Annotated in this window: 12 protein-coding genes; 9 read left to right on the top strand and 3 right to left on the bottom strand. The window is 43.7% G+C overall.

The features are described 5' to 3' along the window. Positions 1 to 31 precede the first annotated feature (31 nt). Positions 32 to 1747 (bottom strand): transporter substrate-binding domain-containing protein, encoded by a 1716-nt coding sequence (locus M3I01_RS06600; protein WP_255894967.1) that lies wholly within the window; start codon positions 1745 to 1747, stop codon positions 32 to 34. Between the two features lie 364 nt (positions 1748 to 2111). Here M3I01_RS06600 and M3I01_RS06595 point away from each other — a divergent pair, with 364 nt between their 5' ends. Further along, positions 2112 to 3077 carry a TAXI family TRAP transporter solute-binding subunit gene (locus tag M3I01_RS06595; RefSeq protein ID WP_255894958.1) on the top strand — a complete coding sequence of 322 codons (966 nt, stop codon included), beginning with the start codon at positions 2112 to 2114 and terminating at the stop codon, positions 3075 to 3077. 120 nt (positions 3078 to 3197) lie between these two features. Next, positions 3198 to 5780, top strand: coding sequence for a TRAP transporter permease (locus tag M3I01_RS06590; RefSeq protein ID WP_255894956.1), 2583 nt, complete (start codon positions 3198 to 3200; stop codon positions 5778 to 5780). 158 nt (positions 5781 to 5938) lie between these two features. Here the strand turns inward: M3I01_RS06590 and M3I01_RS06585 are convergent, their stop codons facing one another. Together M3I01_RS06585 and M3I01_RS06580 are read right to left on the bottom strand one after the other, a co-directional pair. After that, positions 5939 to 7315 carry an MATE family efflux transporter gene (locus M3I01_RS06585; RefSeq protein ID WP_255894951.1) on the bottom strand — a complete coding sequence of 459 codons (1377 nt, stop codon included), beginning with the start codon at positions 7313 to 7315 and terminating at the stop codon, positions 5939 to 5941. Then, positions 7315 to 7485, bottom strand: coding sequence for a DUF2239 family protein (locus M3I01_RS06580; RefSeq protein WP_255894950.1), 171 nt, complete (start codon positions 7483 to 7485; stop codon positions 7315 to 7317). The genes M3I01_RS06585 and M3I01_RS06580 overlap by 1 nt, the downstream gene beginning before the upstream one ends. 160 nt (positions 7486 to 7645) lie before the next feature. Here M3I01_RS06580 and M3I01_RS06575 point away from each other — a divergent pair, with 160 nt between their 5' ends. The 7 genes from M3I01_RS06575 to M3I01_RS06545 all read left to right on the top strand — a co-directional run bounded on the left by M3I01_RS06575 (position 7646) and on the right by M3I01_RS06545 (position 15298). After that, positions 7646 to 8533 (top strand): LysR family transcriptional regulator, encoded by an 888-nt coding sequence (locus M3I01_RS06575; RefSeq protein WP_255894948.1) that lies wholly within the window; start codon positions 7646 to 7648, stop codon positions 8531 to 8533. 123 nt (positions 8534 to 8656) lie between these two features. Further along, positions 8657 to 9892: a CaiB/BaiF CoA transferase family protein gene (locus tag M3I01_RS06570; RefSeq protein WP_275564985.1), complete on the top strand. Its 1236-nt coding sequence runs from the start codon at positions 8657 to 8659 to the stop codon at positions 9890 to 9892. A gap of 9 nt (positions 9893 to 9901) precedes the next feature. After that, on the top strand, positions 9902 to 10867 hold the full coding sequence (locus tag M3I01_RS06565) for a hydroxymethylglutaryl-CoA lyase (RefSeq protein ID WP_255894947.1): 966 nt from the start codon (positions 9902 to 9904) through the stop codon (positions 10865 to 10867). A gap of 59 nt (positions 10868 to 10926) precedes the next feature. After that, positions 10927 to 11916 carry a TRAP transporter substrate-binding protein gene (locus M3I01_RS06560; protein WP_255894946.1) on the top strand — a complete coding sequence of 330 codons (990 nt, stop codon included), beginning with the start codon at positions 10927 to 10929 and terminating at the stop codon, positions 11914 to 11916. Between the two features lie 69 nt (positions 11917 to 11985). Further along, positions 11986 to 12549 (top strand): TRAP transporter small permease, encoded by a 564-nt coding sequence (locus M3I01_RS06555; RefSeq protein ID WP_255894945.1) that lies wholly within the window; start codon positions 11986 to 11988, stop codon positions 12547 to 12549. Continuing rightward, positions 12549 to 13820, top strand: coding sequence for a TRAP transporter large permease (locus M3I01_RS06550; protein ID WP_255894944.1), 1272 nt, complete (start codon positions 12549 to 12551; stop codon positions 13818 to 13820). Before M3I01_RS06555 ends, M3I01_RS06550 begins: the two co-directional genes overlap by 1 nt. A 125-nt stretch (positions 13821 to 13945) precedes the next feature. Continuing rightward, entirely contained in the window at positions 13946 to 15298 is a 1353-nt protein-coding gene (locus tag M3I01_RS06545) for a YdgA family protein (protein WP_255894943.1), read from the top strand. Positions 15299 to 15302: the final 4 nt, after the last annotated feature.

Raw genomic sequence — 15302 nt, 5'->3', positions numbered from 1 at the left:
TATTCCTCTACTTGTTTTAACGTCATATTCATCACGGCTCACTGTATACTTTTGCCAAAGGTAAGGTCACAGTAACGGTGGTACCCTTTCCCACTTGCGATTGAAAGGAAAGACTACCCTGATGATTTTTAATGATCCCAGACGATACCGACAACCCTAATCCTGTACCACCCTGCTCTCGCTTCGTGGTAAAAAATGGATCAACCAGATAGGGCAATACATCTGCTTCAATCCCCACGCCTTCATCCTCAACAACAATAAGCACTTCCAGACCTTTCAGCGATATGGCAGTGCTCACCCGAAGCGCACCTTTTTTATCCGCCATCGCATCACACGCATTTATAATCAGATTAATGATAACCTGCTCTATTCGTTGCTGGTTTCCTTGAATCATAGGAGTGCGATTATCCAAGTGCAATTCAAATTGATCAATATTGCTACGAATGGATTTTTCCACTAGGCGAACAGCGGAAGATACCGCGGCATTTAAATCAACGTTTTGCGTCACTTCATCTGGCTGAGCCCGAACAAAGTCTTTTAAGTCGTTAACAATATTTCGGATTCGATCAGCACTTTGCAGCATTTCATCAAATAAATACGGTATTTCTTTTTTTAGCCGCTGGTAAGGTAACCCACCGACATAAAGTGAATCATGCGTCTTTTCTAGCTCATCAAATAAAGGCTCAGCGTCCATCCACGCGTCTTTTAGAATAGGTAAATTTAGCAACAACAACCCTGTTGGGTTATTAATTTCATGCGCGACACCTGACACTAATACGCCCAGTGACGTCATTTTATCGGCTTGGATCAATTGAGCCTGCTGCGCTTTCAATTGCACAGACCTCCTCTCTACTTCTTTGCGAAGCATATGATTCCAAATAACAATCCCCCCTAACACCAATAACAAGACCGCGATGGTATAAAGAGTGTATTGCCCAATTTTTTTCCACTGCACTTTTGACTGATCTAATGTGCCAAGCCACTTGTCATAAATTTCTTGTTGCCTACCTGTATTTTTTAAAATCCCCAAGCCTTCACTGAACAGAGAAATAATGTCTTCATTTTGAGGCAGCGCACCATACCCTAAACGCTGACCGGACACGGGACTGGCTACAGCATGAATATTGGTTAACCCTAACTCTGCGCTTAAATACAAACTAGGAAGGTTTGCCGTTAACGCAAAGTCGTATTTGCCTGAGGCTAATGTTCGCAGCGCTTCCGAATGCGTTGCAACTGGAATAGGAATGGCATCGGGAATATTTTTACTCAAATATTCGTGCATAATACTGTTCCGCTGAACCAATACTTCTTTACCAGACAGCGCTTTCACATCGCTTAATTCAGGTTCATCTTTGCGGGCAAATATAGATTGATTAACAATAGAGTGTGGTGATGAAAAGCGAATAAGCTCGGCACGTTTGTCTGAATAAGCAATGCCCTGCAACACATCAAAAGTACCATCTAAAAGACCCGCATAAGCACTGTCCCAATCCGTCAACGTAATATCGACATTTATCCCCATCATCTCTGCGATGGCATACGTTAATTCAACGTTGTATCCAGCGGGTTGACCATTCTCATCACGAAACTCATAAGGGGGATAATTATAGTCTGCGCCCACTTTGATTGAGTATTTCGATTCTTGCTGTCGCGTTTCATTTGCAGAGACAAAAGAAAAGCAAAAGCATCCTACAAATAAATAAACAAAAAAAGTACGAAATATACGAGGAGAAGAACCAGAGTTCATGATGATATAAGGCCAAACTCAATGAAAGTAGCAAGATGTTAGCGAGTTATGTAGCGAAAGAGAAGCAACAAGATTTTCCATTCTATGCACCCAACAACAAGCTTATAACTTTTGTTATACCTATAATATTCGTTATAACCGCTTTCACCTCCCATGAAATAACACAATAGCTCAACGCCTCCGATATAAAGCACCGCTTTTTATAATAAAAGTTATAAATAGAAAAACCTTATGAAAAACAGTCCATCGTAATAAAACCTTTTAAAAACATAGCATTACAGATTAAAAAAGCACTTGGCATCCTGCATGCAATGTATTTCCTTGTTTTTGACAATTTTAATAATAAAACTCAACGAGGAATTCAATGAACATTAAAAAATCCCTATTTACATCCCTTATCGCATCCACATTAGCGACGGGTGCAATGGCAGCCGAGACTCAGTTCGTGTCTATTGGTACTGGCGGTGTTACTGGTGTTTATTACCCTGCCGGTGGGTCTATTTGTCGTATGCTAAACAAAGAACGCAAAGAGCACGGCATTCGTTGTTCTGTTGAATCTACGGGTGGTTCTGGCTATAACGTTAACAGTATTCGCGCTGGTGAACTGGAGTTCGGTGTCGCTCAATCAGATGTACAGGCCGCAGCACTAGATGGAACAGGCCAATTCCAAGACAACCCATTCCCAGAGTTACGTTCTGTTTTCTCCCTTCACCCAGAACCTATCCACATGATGGCCCGTGCCGACTCTGGCATAAAGTCATTGGACGATTTTAAAGGCAAGCGTGTTAACATCGGGAACCCAGGATCAGGTAACCGCTCTATGATGGAGCTGCTAATGGTTGAGAAAGGCTGGACAAAAGAAGATTTTGCCTTTGCCGCAGAGCTTAAATCGTCAGAAATGGCGCAAGCAATTTGCGATGATAAATTCGATGTGACCATTTTTGTTGCTGGCCTACCAAATGGTTCTGCACAAGAAGCCTCGACAACATGCGACATCAATATGATCCCATTGAAAGATGCAGCGTCTTTGGCTGTGATTCAGAAGTACAGCGCTTTTTCTCAGGCTATTATTCCGGGCGGAATGTACAACGGTAACCCTGATGACATATTCACGTTTGGACCAAAAGCAACGCTTGTGACATCAGCAAACGTATCTGAAAAAGCGGTCTATGAATTGACCAAAGCGGTTTTCACAAACCTAGAATCGTTTAAACGCTTACACCCTGCCTTTGCTCGCCTTGAGCCTCATGAAATGGTTCACACTTCTCTTGTCGCACCAATACACCCAGGTGCAGAACGCTACTACCGTGAAGCGGGTTACATCAAGTAACCATAGTTCCTCACTTTTTAAGAAGTGTGTGGTGTGCTGCTTTGTCTCTTCAGCGCACCATACACTTCTTTCAGTTTTGATCATTACTCCTTTCTACCAAACCATTAAAATGGAAGTCATATGACTATGAGTAGCTCTCAACCCACTTCTACCGACAAACTCGACGAGATGATTGCCGAAGCGGACACAGGAAAACGTGCTCCTAAAGGACATATCGCCATCGCAATACTGTTTTTTGTTCCTTTATGTTGGTCTTTGTTTCAGCTATGGATTGGCTCACCGCTTCCGTCACAATTCGGAATCGGCTTCCTTAATGACACTCAATCTAGGGCCATTCATTTGGCCTTTGCGGTTTTACTCGCCTTTATGGCTTTTCCAGCGTCGAGTAGAAGCCCTCTACACCGAATTCCCTTTTTAGATTATATTTTGGCTGTCACTGCGGCTTTTTGCGCATCGTATTTATTTCTTTTCAACGATGAACTCGCTACGCGACCGGGACTTCCAACCACAATGGACATCACCGTTGCGGTGATCGGATTGGTACTTACCTTAGAAGCGGCCCGCCGTGCCTTAGGCCCTCCTCTTATGGTGGTGGCCTTGGTTTTCTTAGCTTATGTTTTCTTTGGTGACTCGACTTGGCTGCCAGAAGTCATTCGATGGAAAGGCGCATCCCTTGGGAAAGCCATGACGCATATGTGGCTGACCACGGAAGGCGTTTTTGGCATTGCTCTTGGCGTCTCTTCTGGGTTTGTTTTCTTATTTGTTTTATTTGGTGCGCTGCTAAACCAAGCAGGCGCTGGAAACTACTTTATTCAAGTGGCTTTCGCCCTATTGGGTCATATGCGTGGTGGCCCAGCAAAAGCCGCTGTTTTATCCTCTGCGATGACAGGTCTAATCTCCGGTTCCTCTATTGCAAATGTCGTTACCACAGGGACGTTTACTATTCCCTTAATGAAAAAAGTTGGCTTTAGCGCAGAAAAAGCCGGTGCAGTAGAAGTCTCCTCTTCAGTGAACGGCGTCATCATGCCGCCTGTCATGGGTGCTGTGGCATTTCTCATGGTTGAGTACGTGGGCATACCGTATATCGATGTGGTAAAGCACGCCTTTTTACCCGCGACCATTTCTTACATCGCCCTACTCTATATTGTGCATCTAGAAGCCCTTAAAGCAGATATGAAAGGGCTGCCTCGCTCAACACCTGCCCGCCGTTTCAAAGATCAACTTCTGCGTACCGGCCTTATCACTGCCAGCCTCTTCATACTCACAGGCGCCTTGTATTATTTAGTCTCCGCCATTAAATGGCTCTTAGGCGATGTTGCCAACATTGCCTTATTATTACTTGTGGTATTTGGCTACATCGCTTTACTTTATGTTTCGTCAAAGAGTGATGATTTAGACCTAGAAAGCACTCAAGGAGAGATCGTCAAGCTGCCTATTTTTGCCGATATTTATCGCTCAGGTTTGTATTATTTGGTGCCTCTTGTGTTACTTGTCTGGTTCCTTATGGTAGAACGAAAATCCCCCGGTTTATCGGCTTTTTGGGCCTGCATTCTCATGGCCTTTATTTTATTCAGCCAACGCCCTCTAAAAGCTTTTTTCCGTAAACAAGGCGGTCTTCTTAAAGAAGCAAAAGCCGGTGCGATGGATTTAGTTGATGGATTAAATACTGGCGCTCGAAATATGATAGGGATAGGAGTTGCAACGGCCGCCGCGGGTATTATTGTCGGCACGGTGACACTCACAGGTGTGGGTCAAGTCATGGCAGAATTTATCGAACTCATTTCCGGCGGCGTATTGATCATCATGCTACTTATGGTCGCATTGATTTCATTGGTTCTGGGGATGGGATTACCGACGACCGCAAACTACATTGTTGTTTCGTCCTTAATGGCCAGTGTGGTGGTGGAGCTCGGCGCTCAGTCCGGATTAATTGTTCCATTAATTGCCGTGCATATGTTTGTATTTTATTTTGGCATCATGGCCGATGTCACCCCTCCCGTTGGTCTGGCATCTTTTGCGGCAGCCGCCGTCTCTGGTGGTGATCCGATAAAAACAGGGTTTACGGCGTTCTTTTATTCTATGCGTACGGCACTGCTGCCTTTCTTGTTCATCTTCAATACAGACTTGCTCTTAATTGATGTGACCTGGTGGCAAGGCATTGTCGTCTTTGTGGTATCACTGTCTGCCATGCTTATCTTTGCTGCGGCAACTCAGGGGTATTTCTTTGCGAAAAGCAAATGGTGGGAAAGTGCTCTATTGATTCTCGTCGCCTTTACTCTATTTCGTCCAGGTTTTTGGTTGGATCAAGTCACACCGCCTTTTGAACATTTTCAAGGGTCGCAAATGGCACACTATATTGACCAACACCCAGACTTAACCAGCCTTCGGATGTCTGTCCAAGGAGAGAGTTTAGAGGGGCGCTGGATAGAGAAAACCATTAATCTTCCAATCACCCAGCAAGGCAACGCAAGCACTCGCCTATACGATGGGGCGGGGCTAGAAATTCGACTAGAAGACAACAAAGTCTATATAGATAACTTGGCGTTTGGCGGTGTTGCAGAACAACAAAAGCTTGATTTTGATTGGGAAATCACCGGTTTTGATATTGAAAATCAGCGTTCAGCAAAAGAGTGGTTCTTTGTTCCAGCCTTCTTACTAGCACTTTGGGTCGCTAGAAGGCAAAAGAAAAGACTCGTTAAATAGCCCATTTGGTAAGATAAACGAGGGTGCCGATTCTTTTCAGCATCCTCGTATATGGCTTTTGAGTATTAACAATAAATGAAGATTTAAGCTCAGCAACTAAGAACCACTGAAAGAGCAATTCATCAGCTGCTCAGTATTAAGCAGCCTATTTTATTAGTTTATTTGAAAAATAACCCGAACGAAGTGTTTTGACTTCTACTACGTAGGCTCAACACCACAATAGTCAATAACAACGCCAGTAGCTCGGTACTCGCCGCTGCATACCAAATTCCCCATTCGCCGAAGAAAAAAGGCAGGATAAAAATCAAAGGCAAAGAGAATGCGTAGGTTTTCAAAATACCTAAAATGCCCGCTCTTTTTGCATCTCCAATGGCTTGGAAAAACATACTGATCATCATCTGCGGACCCACTAAAAAAAGCGCCAAGGTAGAAAAAGGCAAAATCCGCACGACGTCATTAATAACGGCCTGATCGCTGACAAATAATGCACCTAAATCACCTCTAAAAACAAAAGCGATAAGCTGTAAAAGACCGCAGTAAATAAAAGCAACAAACAAAACAATCTTAATACTGCTATTCACTCTACTCAGTTCATTTGCCCCAAAGTTGTTACCAACAATCGCTTGAAATGCCATGCTCAAACCAAGTAAGGGTAAAAATATGAACGTCATTAAGCGCGTGATAATGCCATAAGCGCCTACTGTCGTTGCATAATTTCCAGCACCCCAGATTTGCAAATTGTATAAAATGGCGCCAGATGCCAGAGCCAAACCAAGATAGTTCAAGCTTGATGGTGCCCCGAGTGACAAAAATGTTAGCCAATGCTGTCGCGACGTAGAAAACAACACAACCTGAAGATTGAGGGGGTTCTTTTTATACTTTCGATATAAAAAAATAATGACTAACGAGATAGCCTGAGCCAGTACTGTGCCATAAGCTGAGCCTTCCACCCCCCAATTCATGCCGACAATCAGCAGATAATTAAACACCCCATTGAGTAGTACAGAAAGCAGTGAGACAAACGCCATAAACGAAACTTGGCCTTCACAACGCAAACTATCGCCATTAATGGTTAAAATAAATACCAAAGGGGAAAAGAAAGCCAAAATAGAAATATAGCGATAACTCATATCTCCAATAAGACTTGAGCCATTACTAACCGAACTGGTTAGAGCGTGCCCACCAATCAAAAAAAGCCCAATCAACACGGCACACACCACTAAAGACAAACTAATCGCTTGGGAAAATACGTCAACCGCACTGGACCTATCGCCGGCTCCTAATTGTCGCGCCATCAGACTGGCAAACCCGTTTGACACGAGCGTCGACAAAGCAACGATGAGGATAAAAGCGGGAAACATCGAGGTAACCGCCGTTAGTGCGTCCGCTCCCACGAAAATCCCAAGAAAATACGCATCGACTAATGAAAATGATCCATTGACCAGCATGATCAAAATAATCGGCGCGGCCGTTTTTAGAAAAACATGGGGTAAAGATGAATCAAGAAAAACGTTCTTTTTATATGTCTCTGCCATTAGGAATGAACGCCATTATGCAAATCTGAAATAGCCATAAACTTATCCATTATGAAGTCCTTAATGTCGGTAGGCCATGACACAATCGCTGCATCAAAACTTACTTTACTGTTTCGATACAAAGCACGACTGGCCTCTTCAAAGCTAGGTTCGTCAGCTAAAAAAGCCATTATGTGTTTGTCTACTCGCTACAGAAGAATGCCCATTATCAGACTAAAGTGCCACTTTAGTCTGTAGAAAAAGCAAGATAAGATAGGATCTTGGTGTATTTGATAACCTATCAAAAAATAATCGGCACCCTATTACCATAAAATATGGATGATTTTCTAAATGCGAATTGACCCAACTTCTCTGCGACTTTTTGTTTGTGTCATAGAACAAGGCTCTATTGCACGCGCGGCTGAATTGAATTTTATTGCGGCATCGGCGGTGTCGAAACGCATTAAGGAATTAGAGAAGTTACTCCATACGCCATTAATGATGCGCACAAACCGTGGCGTGGTCGCGACACCAGCAGGCCAAGGTTTATTAAAAATGTCGCGCGGTGTCTTGCATCAGTTAGACGATATTTATAACCAGATGAATGAATTTTCTCACGGTGTACGCGGGCAAGTACGAATGGTGGCAAATATTTCTGCCATCAGCCAATTCCTTCCCAAACAATTACGCTCTTTTTTGAATCAAAACCCTTTAGTGCAAATTCACTTGGAAGAAAAGATCAGCAGCGAAATAGTACGAGCCGTCGCTGAAAATGCAGCCGATATTGGCATTGTCACCATCGCTTCTAGAGAATATCCAGACCTCTCTATCTATCCTTATAAAACAGACCGGTTGGTTGTCATCACACCTATCGGTCACCCTCTTGGGAAAAACAAAGAAATCAGCTTTGTAGACACATTAGAATATGACTATGTCGGTTTACACACTGGCAGCGCTATCAACAATCAAATGATCAATGCCGCTACAAACGCCAACTTACCTCTTAATATGCGCATCCAAGTCACCAGCTATGAAGCCCTTTCCAGCATGGTGGAGTCTGGCCTTGGTATCGGTTTAATGCCTATTGATATTGCTCGACCTTATATAAAATCTGCTCGAATCGAAGCCTTGCCGTTATTAGACAGCTGGGCACATCGAGAACTCAAAATTTGTGTAAGACGCTCTGATCAACTACTCGACGCCGCTCATCACTTATTGACCCATTTACGTACCACGTGATACCAGCCGTTCAGCCATATCCTAAAGAGATGGCAGCCTAACATATGGGCGCTTTGCACTTACCCTCGTTTAAAAGATGATTGTCCCAACAATGACAAAAAAAACAGATAAAGGGACACGAGAATGAGCCAACGCGACTCGTCATCTAACAAAAACACCGAACATGAAACCGAACTGCCTTTAAAAGGGGTGCGTGTTTTAGAGCTAGGGTCTCTTATCGCAGGCCCTTATGCAGGCAGTATTTTCGCTCAGTTCGGTGCGGAAGTGATTAAAGTTGAACCCCCCGGAAGTGGCGACCCATTACGAAAATGGCGAAAAATGTACAAAGACACCTCTCTTTGGTGGTATTCGCAAAGTCGTAATAAAAAATCCATCACCCTTGATCTTAAGTCCCCTGACGCCCAAGCCATCATTCAGGATCTAGTCAAAGACGTTGACATCGTCATAGAGAACTTCCGCCCTGGCACATTAGAAAAATGGAACTTGGGTTGGGAACAGTTATCCGCAATCAAACCTGAACTCATCATGTTACGTGTTTCTGGCTATGGTCAGGACGGTCCTTATTCTTCTCGTCCCGGTTTTGCTGCCATTGCAGAATCAATCGGTGGATTACGTCATCTTGTTGGCTACGAAGACCGACCACCGGTTCGAGTAGGTGTCAGCATTGGCGACACGCTCGCATCACTATATGGCGTCATCGGTGCCATGATGGCCATGCACCATCTCAAAGTGAATAAAGGCGCAGGCCAATTTATTGATGTGGCTTTGTATGAATCTGTATTCGGCGTAATGGAAAGTTTGATTCCAGAATACGGCATGTTCGGTTTTATCCGTGAACGTACCGGCGCTAGCATGCCGGGGATTGCGCCCTCAGGTTCTTATATGAGCAAAGACGAGCGTTATATTGTTATTGCCGCTAACAGCGACAGCATCTTTAAGCGTTTTATGAATGCAATGAATCGACCTGATTTAGCAAACGATCCAGAACTGGCCCAAAACGATGGTCGAGCTAAACGCTCGGGGGAATTAGATGATGCCATTCAAGCTTGGACATCAACCCATTCTCTAAAAGACGCCCTTGCCATTCTAGAAGAGGCTGCGGTGCCTTCTAGTGGCATTAATAATGCTGAAGATATTTTCAATGATCCCCACTTCCGTGCGCGTGACATGATTGTAGAGCACCCACTTTGTGACGACGATAAAATTTCTCTACCGGGCATAGTTCCTAAACTCAGCCTTACTCCGGGTAAAACACAGTGGCTGGGGCCAAAGCTTGGCGAGCACACAGAAGAAGTATTAAGTTCGCTTGGTATAGATGTCGAAAAGCTCTCAACGCTTCGTGCAAATGGTGTGATTTAGGAGGTCATTATGTTTATGCAAAACCTACCATCTAAGGTGCGAATTAACGAAGTCGCTACTCGGGACGGCTTTCAAAGCGAAACGCTTTTTATTCCGACTGATAAAAAAATCGACATCATTGATCGTTTGTCTTTACTCGGCTTGAATAAAATCGAAGTAACCTCTTTTGTGTCGCCTAAAGCCATCCCGAATTTACGGGACGCTGAAGAGGTTATGAACCGCATTACCCGTAATCCTAACGTCACTTATGTGACCTTAGTGCCAAATGAAAAAGGCGCCGAGCGCGCCTTGGCAACAAAAGCGGATGAAGTAAACCTTGTCATGTCCGTGAGTGAATCACACAACTTGTCAAACATGCGCATGACTTGCGATCAATCATTAGCCCAATTTAAGCGTATTTTCACGCTAATAGAAGGCAGTAATATGCGTATCAATGCCTCGCTGGCAACGTCTTTTGGTTGTCCTTTTGAAGGTCTTATCGCACCTGAGCGTGTGATGGATGTCATCAAACAATACCTTGATATTGGCATTCAAAGTATTTCAATTGCCGATACCACAGGTATGGCATCACCACGTCAAGTGTATGAACTGTGCGATCAGGTTCGGAATATTTTTCCCGCACTAGATGTCACCCTGCATTTGCACAACACACGTGGCATGGGCCTTGCCAATGCACTTGCGGGGTTGTCTGCGGGCATTACTCAACTAGATGCTTCATTAGGGGGAATTGGTGGCTGTCCATTCGCTCCTGGAGCCACTGGTAACATCTGCACGGAAGATCTTGTACACATGCTAGAGTCCATTGATATGGATACTGGTGTGGATTTACCTACGTTATTAGACATGGCACGTGAATTACCTGAGTTGTTAACGCACGACATATCAGGGCAAGTTGCCAAAGCAGGATTGCGCACTGAAACAAGGCCATTATCACAAAGTGTTATTGACCTTAAAGCACGTAATGAAAAGCACTAAATAAAGAACTCGCTGTTGTATAAAAAAACAAAAACTTATAATAAAAATAGGACACTATCATGGATTACAAAACGCTTCTAAAAACGGGTTTATTAGCCTCCACTTTGATGGCATCTTTGCCTTCATTCGCAGAGACAACCTTAGGCATTTCACTGCAATTACCACTCAAACATCATCTTGGTCAAAACTTAGTTGACTTCAAACAAGAAGTGGAAGAAAAAAGTCATGGTGATATTAAAATCAAGATCTACCCTTCTGCCCAATTGTTTAAAGACAGCGAAGTTCATCAAGCCGTAAGCTCCGGCGCGATTGAAATGGGCGTAATGAGTCTTTCTCAACTTGCTGGCACCATTCCTGCTGTCGATGTTTTTTATGTACCATTCATGTTCCCGTCACAAGACAAAGTAGAAGCGGCAACTCGCCCAGACAGCCCAGTACGTATGTTACTGGACGACGCTATTCAAAAAACTGGCACCCGTCCACTGTGGTGGCAAGCTTATGGTGGCGTAGCATTGCTTTCTAAGAAAAAAGCCATCAAACAACCAGAAGACATGGAGGGCATGAAGGTCCGTGTTTTTGGTAAAACGCTCGGTGAGTTCGTTAAAGCCGTAGGTGGCGCGCCAACATCAATGGCAGGCTCAGAGCAATTCTTAGCGTATCAGCGCGGTACTGTGGATGCCGGTATGACGGGTGTTTCTGCGGTTGGTCCACGTAAACTTTATCAAGTGATGGATTATCTAACGCTGACAAACCATGCTGATATTGAGTTCCTAACGGTTATCAATGAAAAAGTTTGGGCGTCTTTAACGCCAACCAATCAGAAAGTACTTTCTGATGCGGCTCGTAAAGTAGAATTGCAGCTACGAAATAAAATCAAAAAAATTGAAAGCGACGCGATTGCAGACGCTGAAAAGAACATGACCGTTATCCATCTTGATAACAACGATATTGCCGCTTGGCGTAAAGCCACAACGTCAGTAAAAGAGTCTTTCTTAGAAAACTCAGGCCCTTTAGGCTTGAAAGTTATCCAAGCTGCAGAGAAGCTTTAAGCGTTAAAAACATACCGCGTGAGCCTTTTTTACTCTCGCGGTATTTCGTTGTTTTTTGGAGTATTGGCTATGTCCAACCACGCAGAAAAAGAAAAGGACTTGTCAACTTGGCGAGCAGAACATCCTGCTCTTTGGGTTCGCATTAACTACCTACTAATCAAACTATGCGGCCAATTATCGGCGGCTCTGTTTGTTATCGTTGCCGCGATTATCACGTATGAGGTAGTTGCTCGTTATATCTTTACTGCCCCGACTATTTGGTCAGAAGACATTTCATTACTTTGCCAAATTTGGGCAACTTGCTTAGGGGCAAGTTGGGTATTGCAACATAAAGCACTGATTCGAATAGATTTTCTTACCAATATGTTAGGTGAGAATGCAAAAAAAATGTCTGACCTTGTCGCATTATTATGCATTATTTTCTTCTCTGGCTTTATTGCATTTTATGGATTTGTACTCTTAAAAGAGTCCATCGAAATAGGAGCCGCGTCTGCGAGTATGTTAGGGCTTCCACTTTGGGCAACCAAATCAGCCATCCCCATTGGCTTTGGTTTACTCACACTACAGGCCATCATGGAAATGTTTCTAATGTTCGCCAGTGATTACCAAGAACACGAAGAGGTTTCGCTATAATGACGATTATTCTGTTGTTAGTTATTATGCTTCTTGCGCTGCTAATCGGTGTACCTGTCGCCTTTGCGCTTGGTGGATTAGGCTTAGGCATGCTGTTAATCGGAGGCTTCTCGCCAATCATGGCGCCTCTGGCTCTTTATTCCTCTTTCGACAGTTTTATTCTTTTATCTGTTCCACTTTTTTTATTGATGTCGAACATTCTATTGCAAGGCGGTATAGGCAGAGACTTGTTCAGAGCCGTGCAATCTTGGGTTGGACATTGGCCTGGTGGTCTTGGTATTGCGACCATTGCTTCTTGTACTATCTTTTCGGCCATTTCTGGCTCTTCTGTCGCAACCGCTGCAACCATCGGCAATGTTGCCATTAAAGAAATGACAGATCGAGGTTACAACAAACCTTTTGTCTATGGCTTAATCGCCGCAGGCGGTACATTAGGTATCTTGATCCCACCGTCAATTCCCATGATCGTGTATGGCGTTATTACGGAAGAGTCTATTGTCGATCTATTCTTAGCGGGCATTGTACCTGGCTTATTAATGGCTTCTGCCTTCATTGTTTACTGCTTTTTTTACGCGCGTTTTAGCAAAGAATATACCCCAAGTGAAAAGTCTTCTAACGCTGAACGTAAAAGCGCAAGTTTGAGAGCATTACCGACTATTGCACTTGCTGGTATAATCATTGGTGGGATTTATACGGGGGTCTTCACGCCAACTGAGTCCGCTGGTGTTGGCGTTGCTGTCTCACTCATCATTGTTATTTTGATGGGTACTTTTAGTGTTGCGAAATTCAAAGCAGCGGCCATGAGCACCATGAAAAACACGGTGACCATCTTTCTTATCATTGCGGGCGCTAAAGTCTTTGGGAAAGCCATCACCCTTTATCAAATTCCTCAAGATATTTCGATGTTAGTCAGCGAGAACATATCAGAAGTGGGTTTATTCATTGCTGCCGTATGTTTTGTCTTGCTCATCATGGGGTTCTTTCTTGAATCCATATCCATGTTATTGATTATGATGCCTGTGCTATACCCGTCACTTGGTATGATGGGTATAGACCCTATTTGGTTCGCCATCATATTTGTCATCATGATCGAATGTGCATTGATTACACCGCCGGTCGGGCTAAATCTATTTGTCATTCAATCCGTTTCCGGTGGAAAGTCCTCGGAAATAATTAAAGGGGTTTGGCCTTTCATTCTCATTATGTTGGGTTGCTTATTAGCGGTGTATTTTTTCCCCGCGATTGCTCTCTACATCCCTTTCTATCTTTAAATCGTCCCTGATTAATAACCACCTAGCTCCTATCGTATGACTGGGTGGTTATTCCCCTCTTATCTTCATCATGATTAATCTGTATTATCCCCCACCTTAACCTAACCTATGAAAAGGAACTTCCAGTGAAAAAAACACTTGCTGTGCTCGTTTTCACGCTTGTCGCTGCTTGCATCGTCACGCCTAAAACCATTGCACCGACTTACCAAGAAAAAATGGCTGATATTGTCTCAAATATCAACAATGCTCCAGGTTATACCGCTAAAATAGTCTCAACAAACGCAGCATGGTTCGGCGCTGAAAATAAGGTTTTAGTGAGCTTTGATACCGCTCAGATTGACCCTGCACTTCAAGGTGAAAAGCTTGAAGCTGAGTTGGTTATTGAAACGCATTACGGTCCACTTTTATTTTCTCGCAACGGTATTTTTGGCCTGTATGAAACAGACATTCGGTTTGTCGGCGAGACACTACGAAATGAACTTAGCTGGGATGAAAGCCTGCCTTTGTACCAGCTTTCAGTGCTTGGCGGCTTCACTGGTAACTTCAAGCTGGCAGACACCATTCCCGCTTTTAGCAATCCTACAAACACCTTCACATTCAGCGGTTACGCTGGCAAAGGCGAAATGAGTGACAAAGAATTCATTTACGAAGGGGTACTGGATCAAATCGATGTAGACGATGTCTATAACCCAACTAAAGCAGAAGGACTTACCGTATCCGTTGAATTAAATGCAGATTTAGAAACCATTATGAAAGGTGGTTTTTACGACAGCATGATGGACCTTAGCTTAGATAAGCTTACGTTAGGAATGGACACAGAACTGTCTGGTATCACAATAGGATTGAGTTCCACTTTAGACCGTGACACTCAGCTTGGCAGTCTTGAAATTGGTTACTTCATTAAAGAAGTTGTATATGAAGGGTTCACCGCCAGTGACCTCGCTTTGGTTACGGAACTCGACAATCTAAGCAATAAGTTCTTCCTTGATTACAAAAGCTTCTCTGATAGCTTATTAGCTGAGACCAACTCACCTGATTCCATCTACGGTGCCTTATTTGTCTTCATGCAGGACAACATTGATGAATTACTGACAGCAAAACCAGAGTTCAACATTACTGATTTTAGCGGTACGTTTCCTGAAGGCAGCTTCAGTGCAAGCCTCACTAGCAAGCTTGCCGACATAAGTACGCCGACTATTGATGAGTTAACCATTCCAGAGTTTTGGCTATACAACGCCATAGTAGCAGCAAATATTGAAGCCGATGAAGCCTTAGTGAGAAGTCTGGCTGAACGATTCATTGCGGATAAAATGCGGGCGCCTGTTACCGCGCCAGAAGTGAAACAACAAGCTCAAATAATCATCGCCGGTTTAATACAACAAGGTTTGATGAAGTTGGAAAACGACAAGTATCTAAGTGAAATTACCATCGAAGAAGGTCAGGGAGAAATCTACGGAATGACCTTTCCTTTAATGTAAAATA

It is taken from the genome of Marinomonas maritima (genome assembly GCF_024435075.2).
In the GTDB taxonomy this organism is placed as follows: Bacteria; Pseudomonadota; Gammaproteobacteria; order Pseudomonadales; family Marinomonadaceae; genus Marinomonas; species Marinomonas maritima.
This window is presented reverse-complemented; position numbering and strand designations above follow the sequence as displayed.

Bases quoted from the DNA above. Each gene is read 5' to 3' on its own strand.
- M3I01_RS06550 (WP_255894944.1), top strand. From the start codon at position 12,549: ATGACGATTATTCTGTTGTTAGTTATTATGCTTCTTGCGCTGCTAATC.
- M3I01_RS06595 (WP_255894958.1), top strand. From the start codon at position 2,112: ATGAACATTAAAAAATCCCTATTTACATCCCTTATCGCATCCACATTA.
- M3I01_RS06560 (WP_255894946.1), top strand. From the start codon at position 10,927: ATGGATTACAAAACGCTTCTAAAAACGGGTTTATTAGCCTCCACTTTG.
- M3I01_RS06585 (WP_255894951.1), bottom strand. From the start codon at position 7,315: ATGGCAGAGACATATAAAAAGAACGTTTTTCTTGATTCATCTTTACCC.
- M3I01_RS06570 (WP_275564985.1), top strand. From the start codon at position 8,657: ATGAGCCAACGCGACTCGTCATCTAACAAAAACACCGAACATGAAACC.
- M3I01_RS06580 (WP_255894950.1), bottom strand. From the start codon at position 7,485: ATGGCTTTTTTAGCTGACGAACCTAGCTTTGAAGAGGCCAGTCGTGCT.
- M3I01_RS06600 (WP_255894967.1), bottom strand. From the start codon at position 1,747: ATGAACTCTGGTTCTTCTCCTCGTATATTTCGTACTTTTTTTGTTTAT.
- M3I01_RS06555 (WP_255894945.1), top strand. From the start codon at position 11,986: ATGTCCAACCACGCAGAAAAAGAAAAGGACTTGTCAACTTGGCGAGCA.
- M3I01_RS06575 (WP_255894948.1), top strand. From the start codon at position 7,646: ATGCGAATTGACCCAACTTCTCTGCGACTTTTTGTTTGTGTCATAGAA.
- M3I01_RS06565 (WP_255894947.1), top strand. From the start codon at position 9,902: ATGTTTATGCAAAACCTACCATCTAAGGTGCGAATTAACGAAGTCGCT.
- M3I01_RS06590 (WP_255894956.1), top strand. From the start codon at position 3,198: ATGACTATGAGTAGCTCTCAACCCACTTCTACCGACAAACTCGACGAG.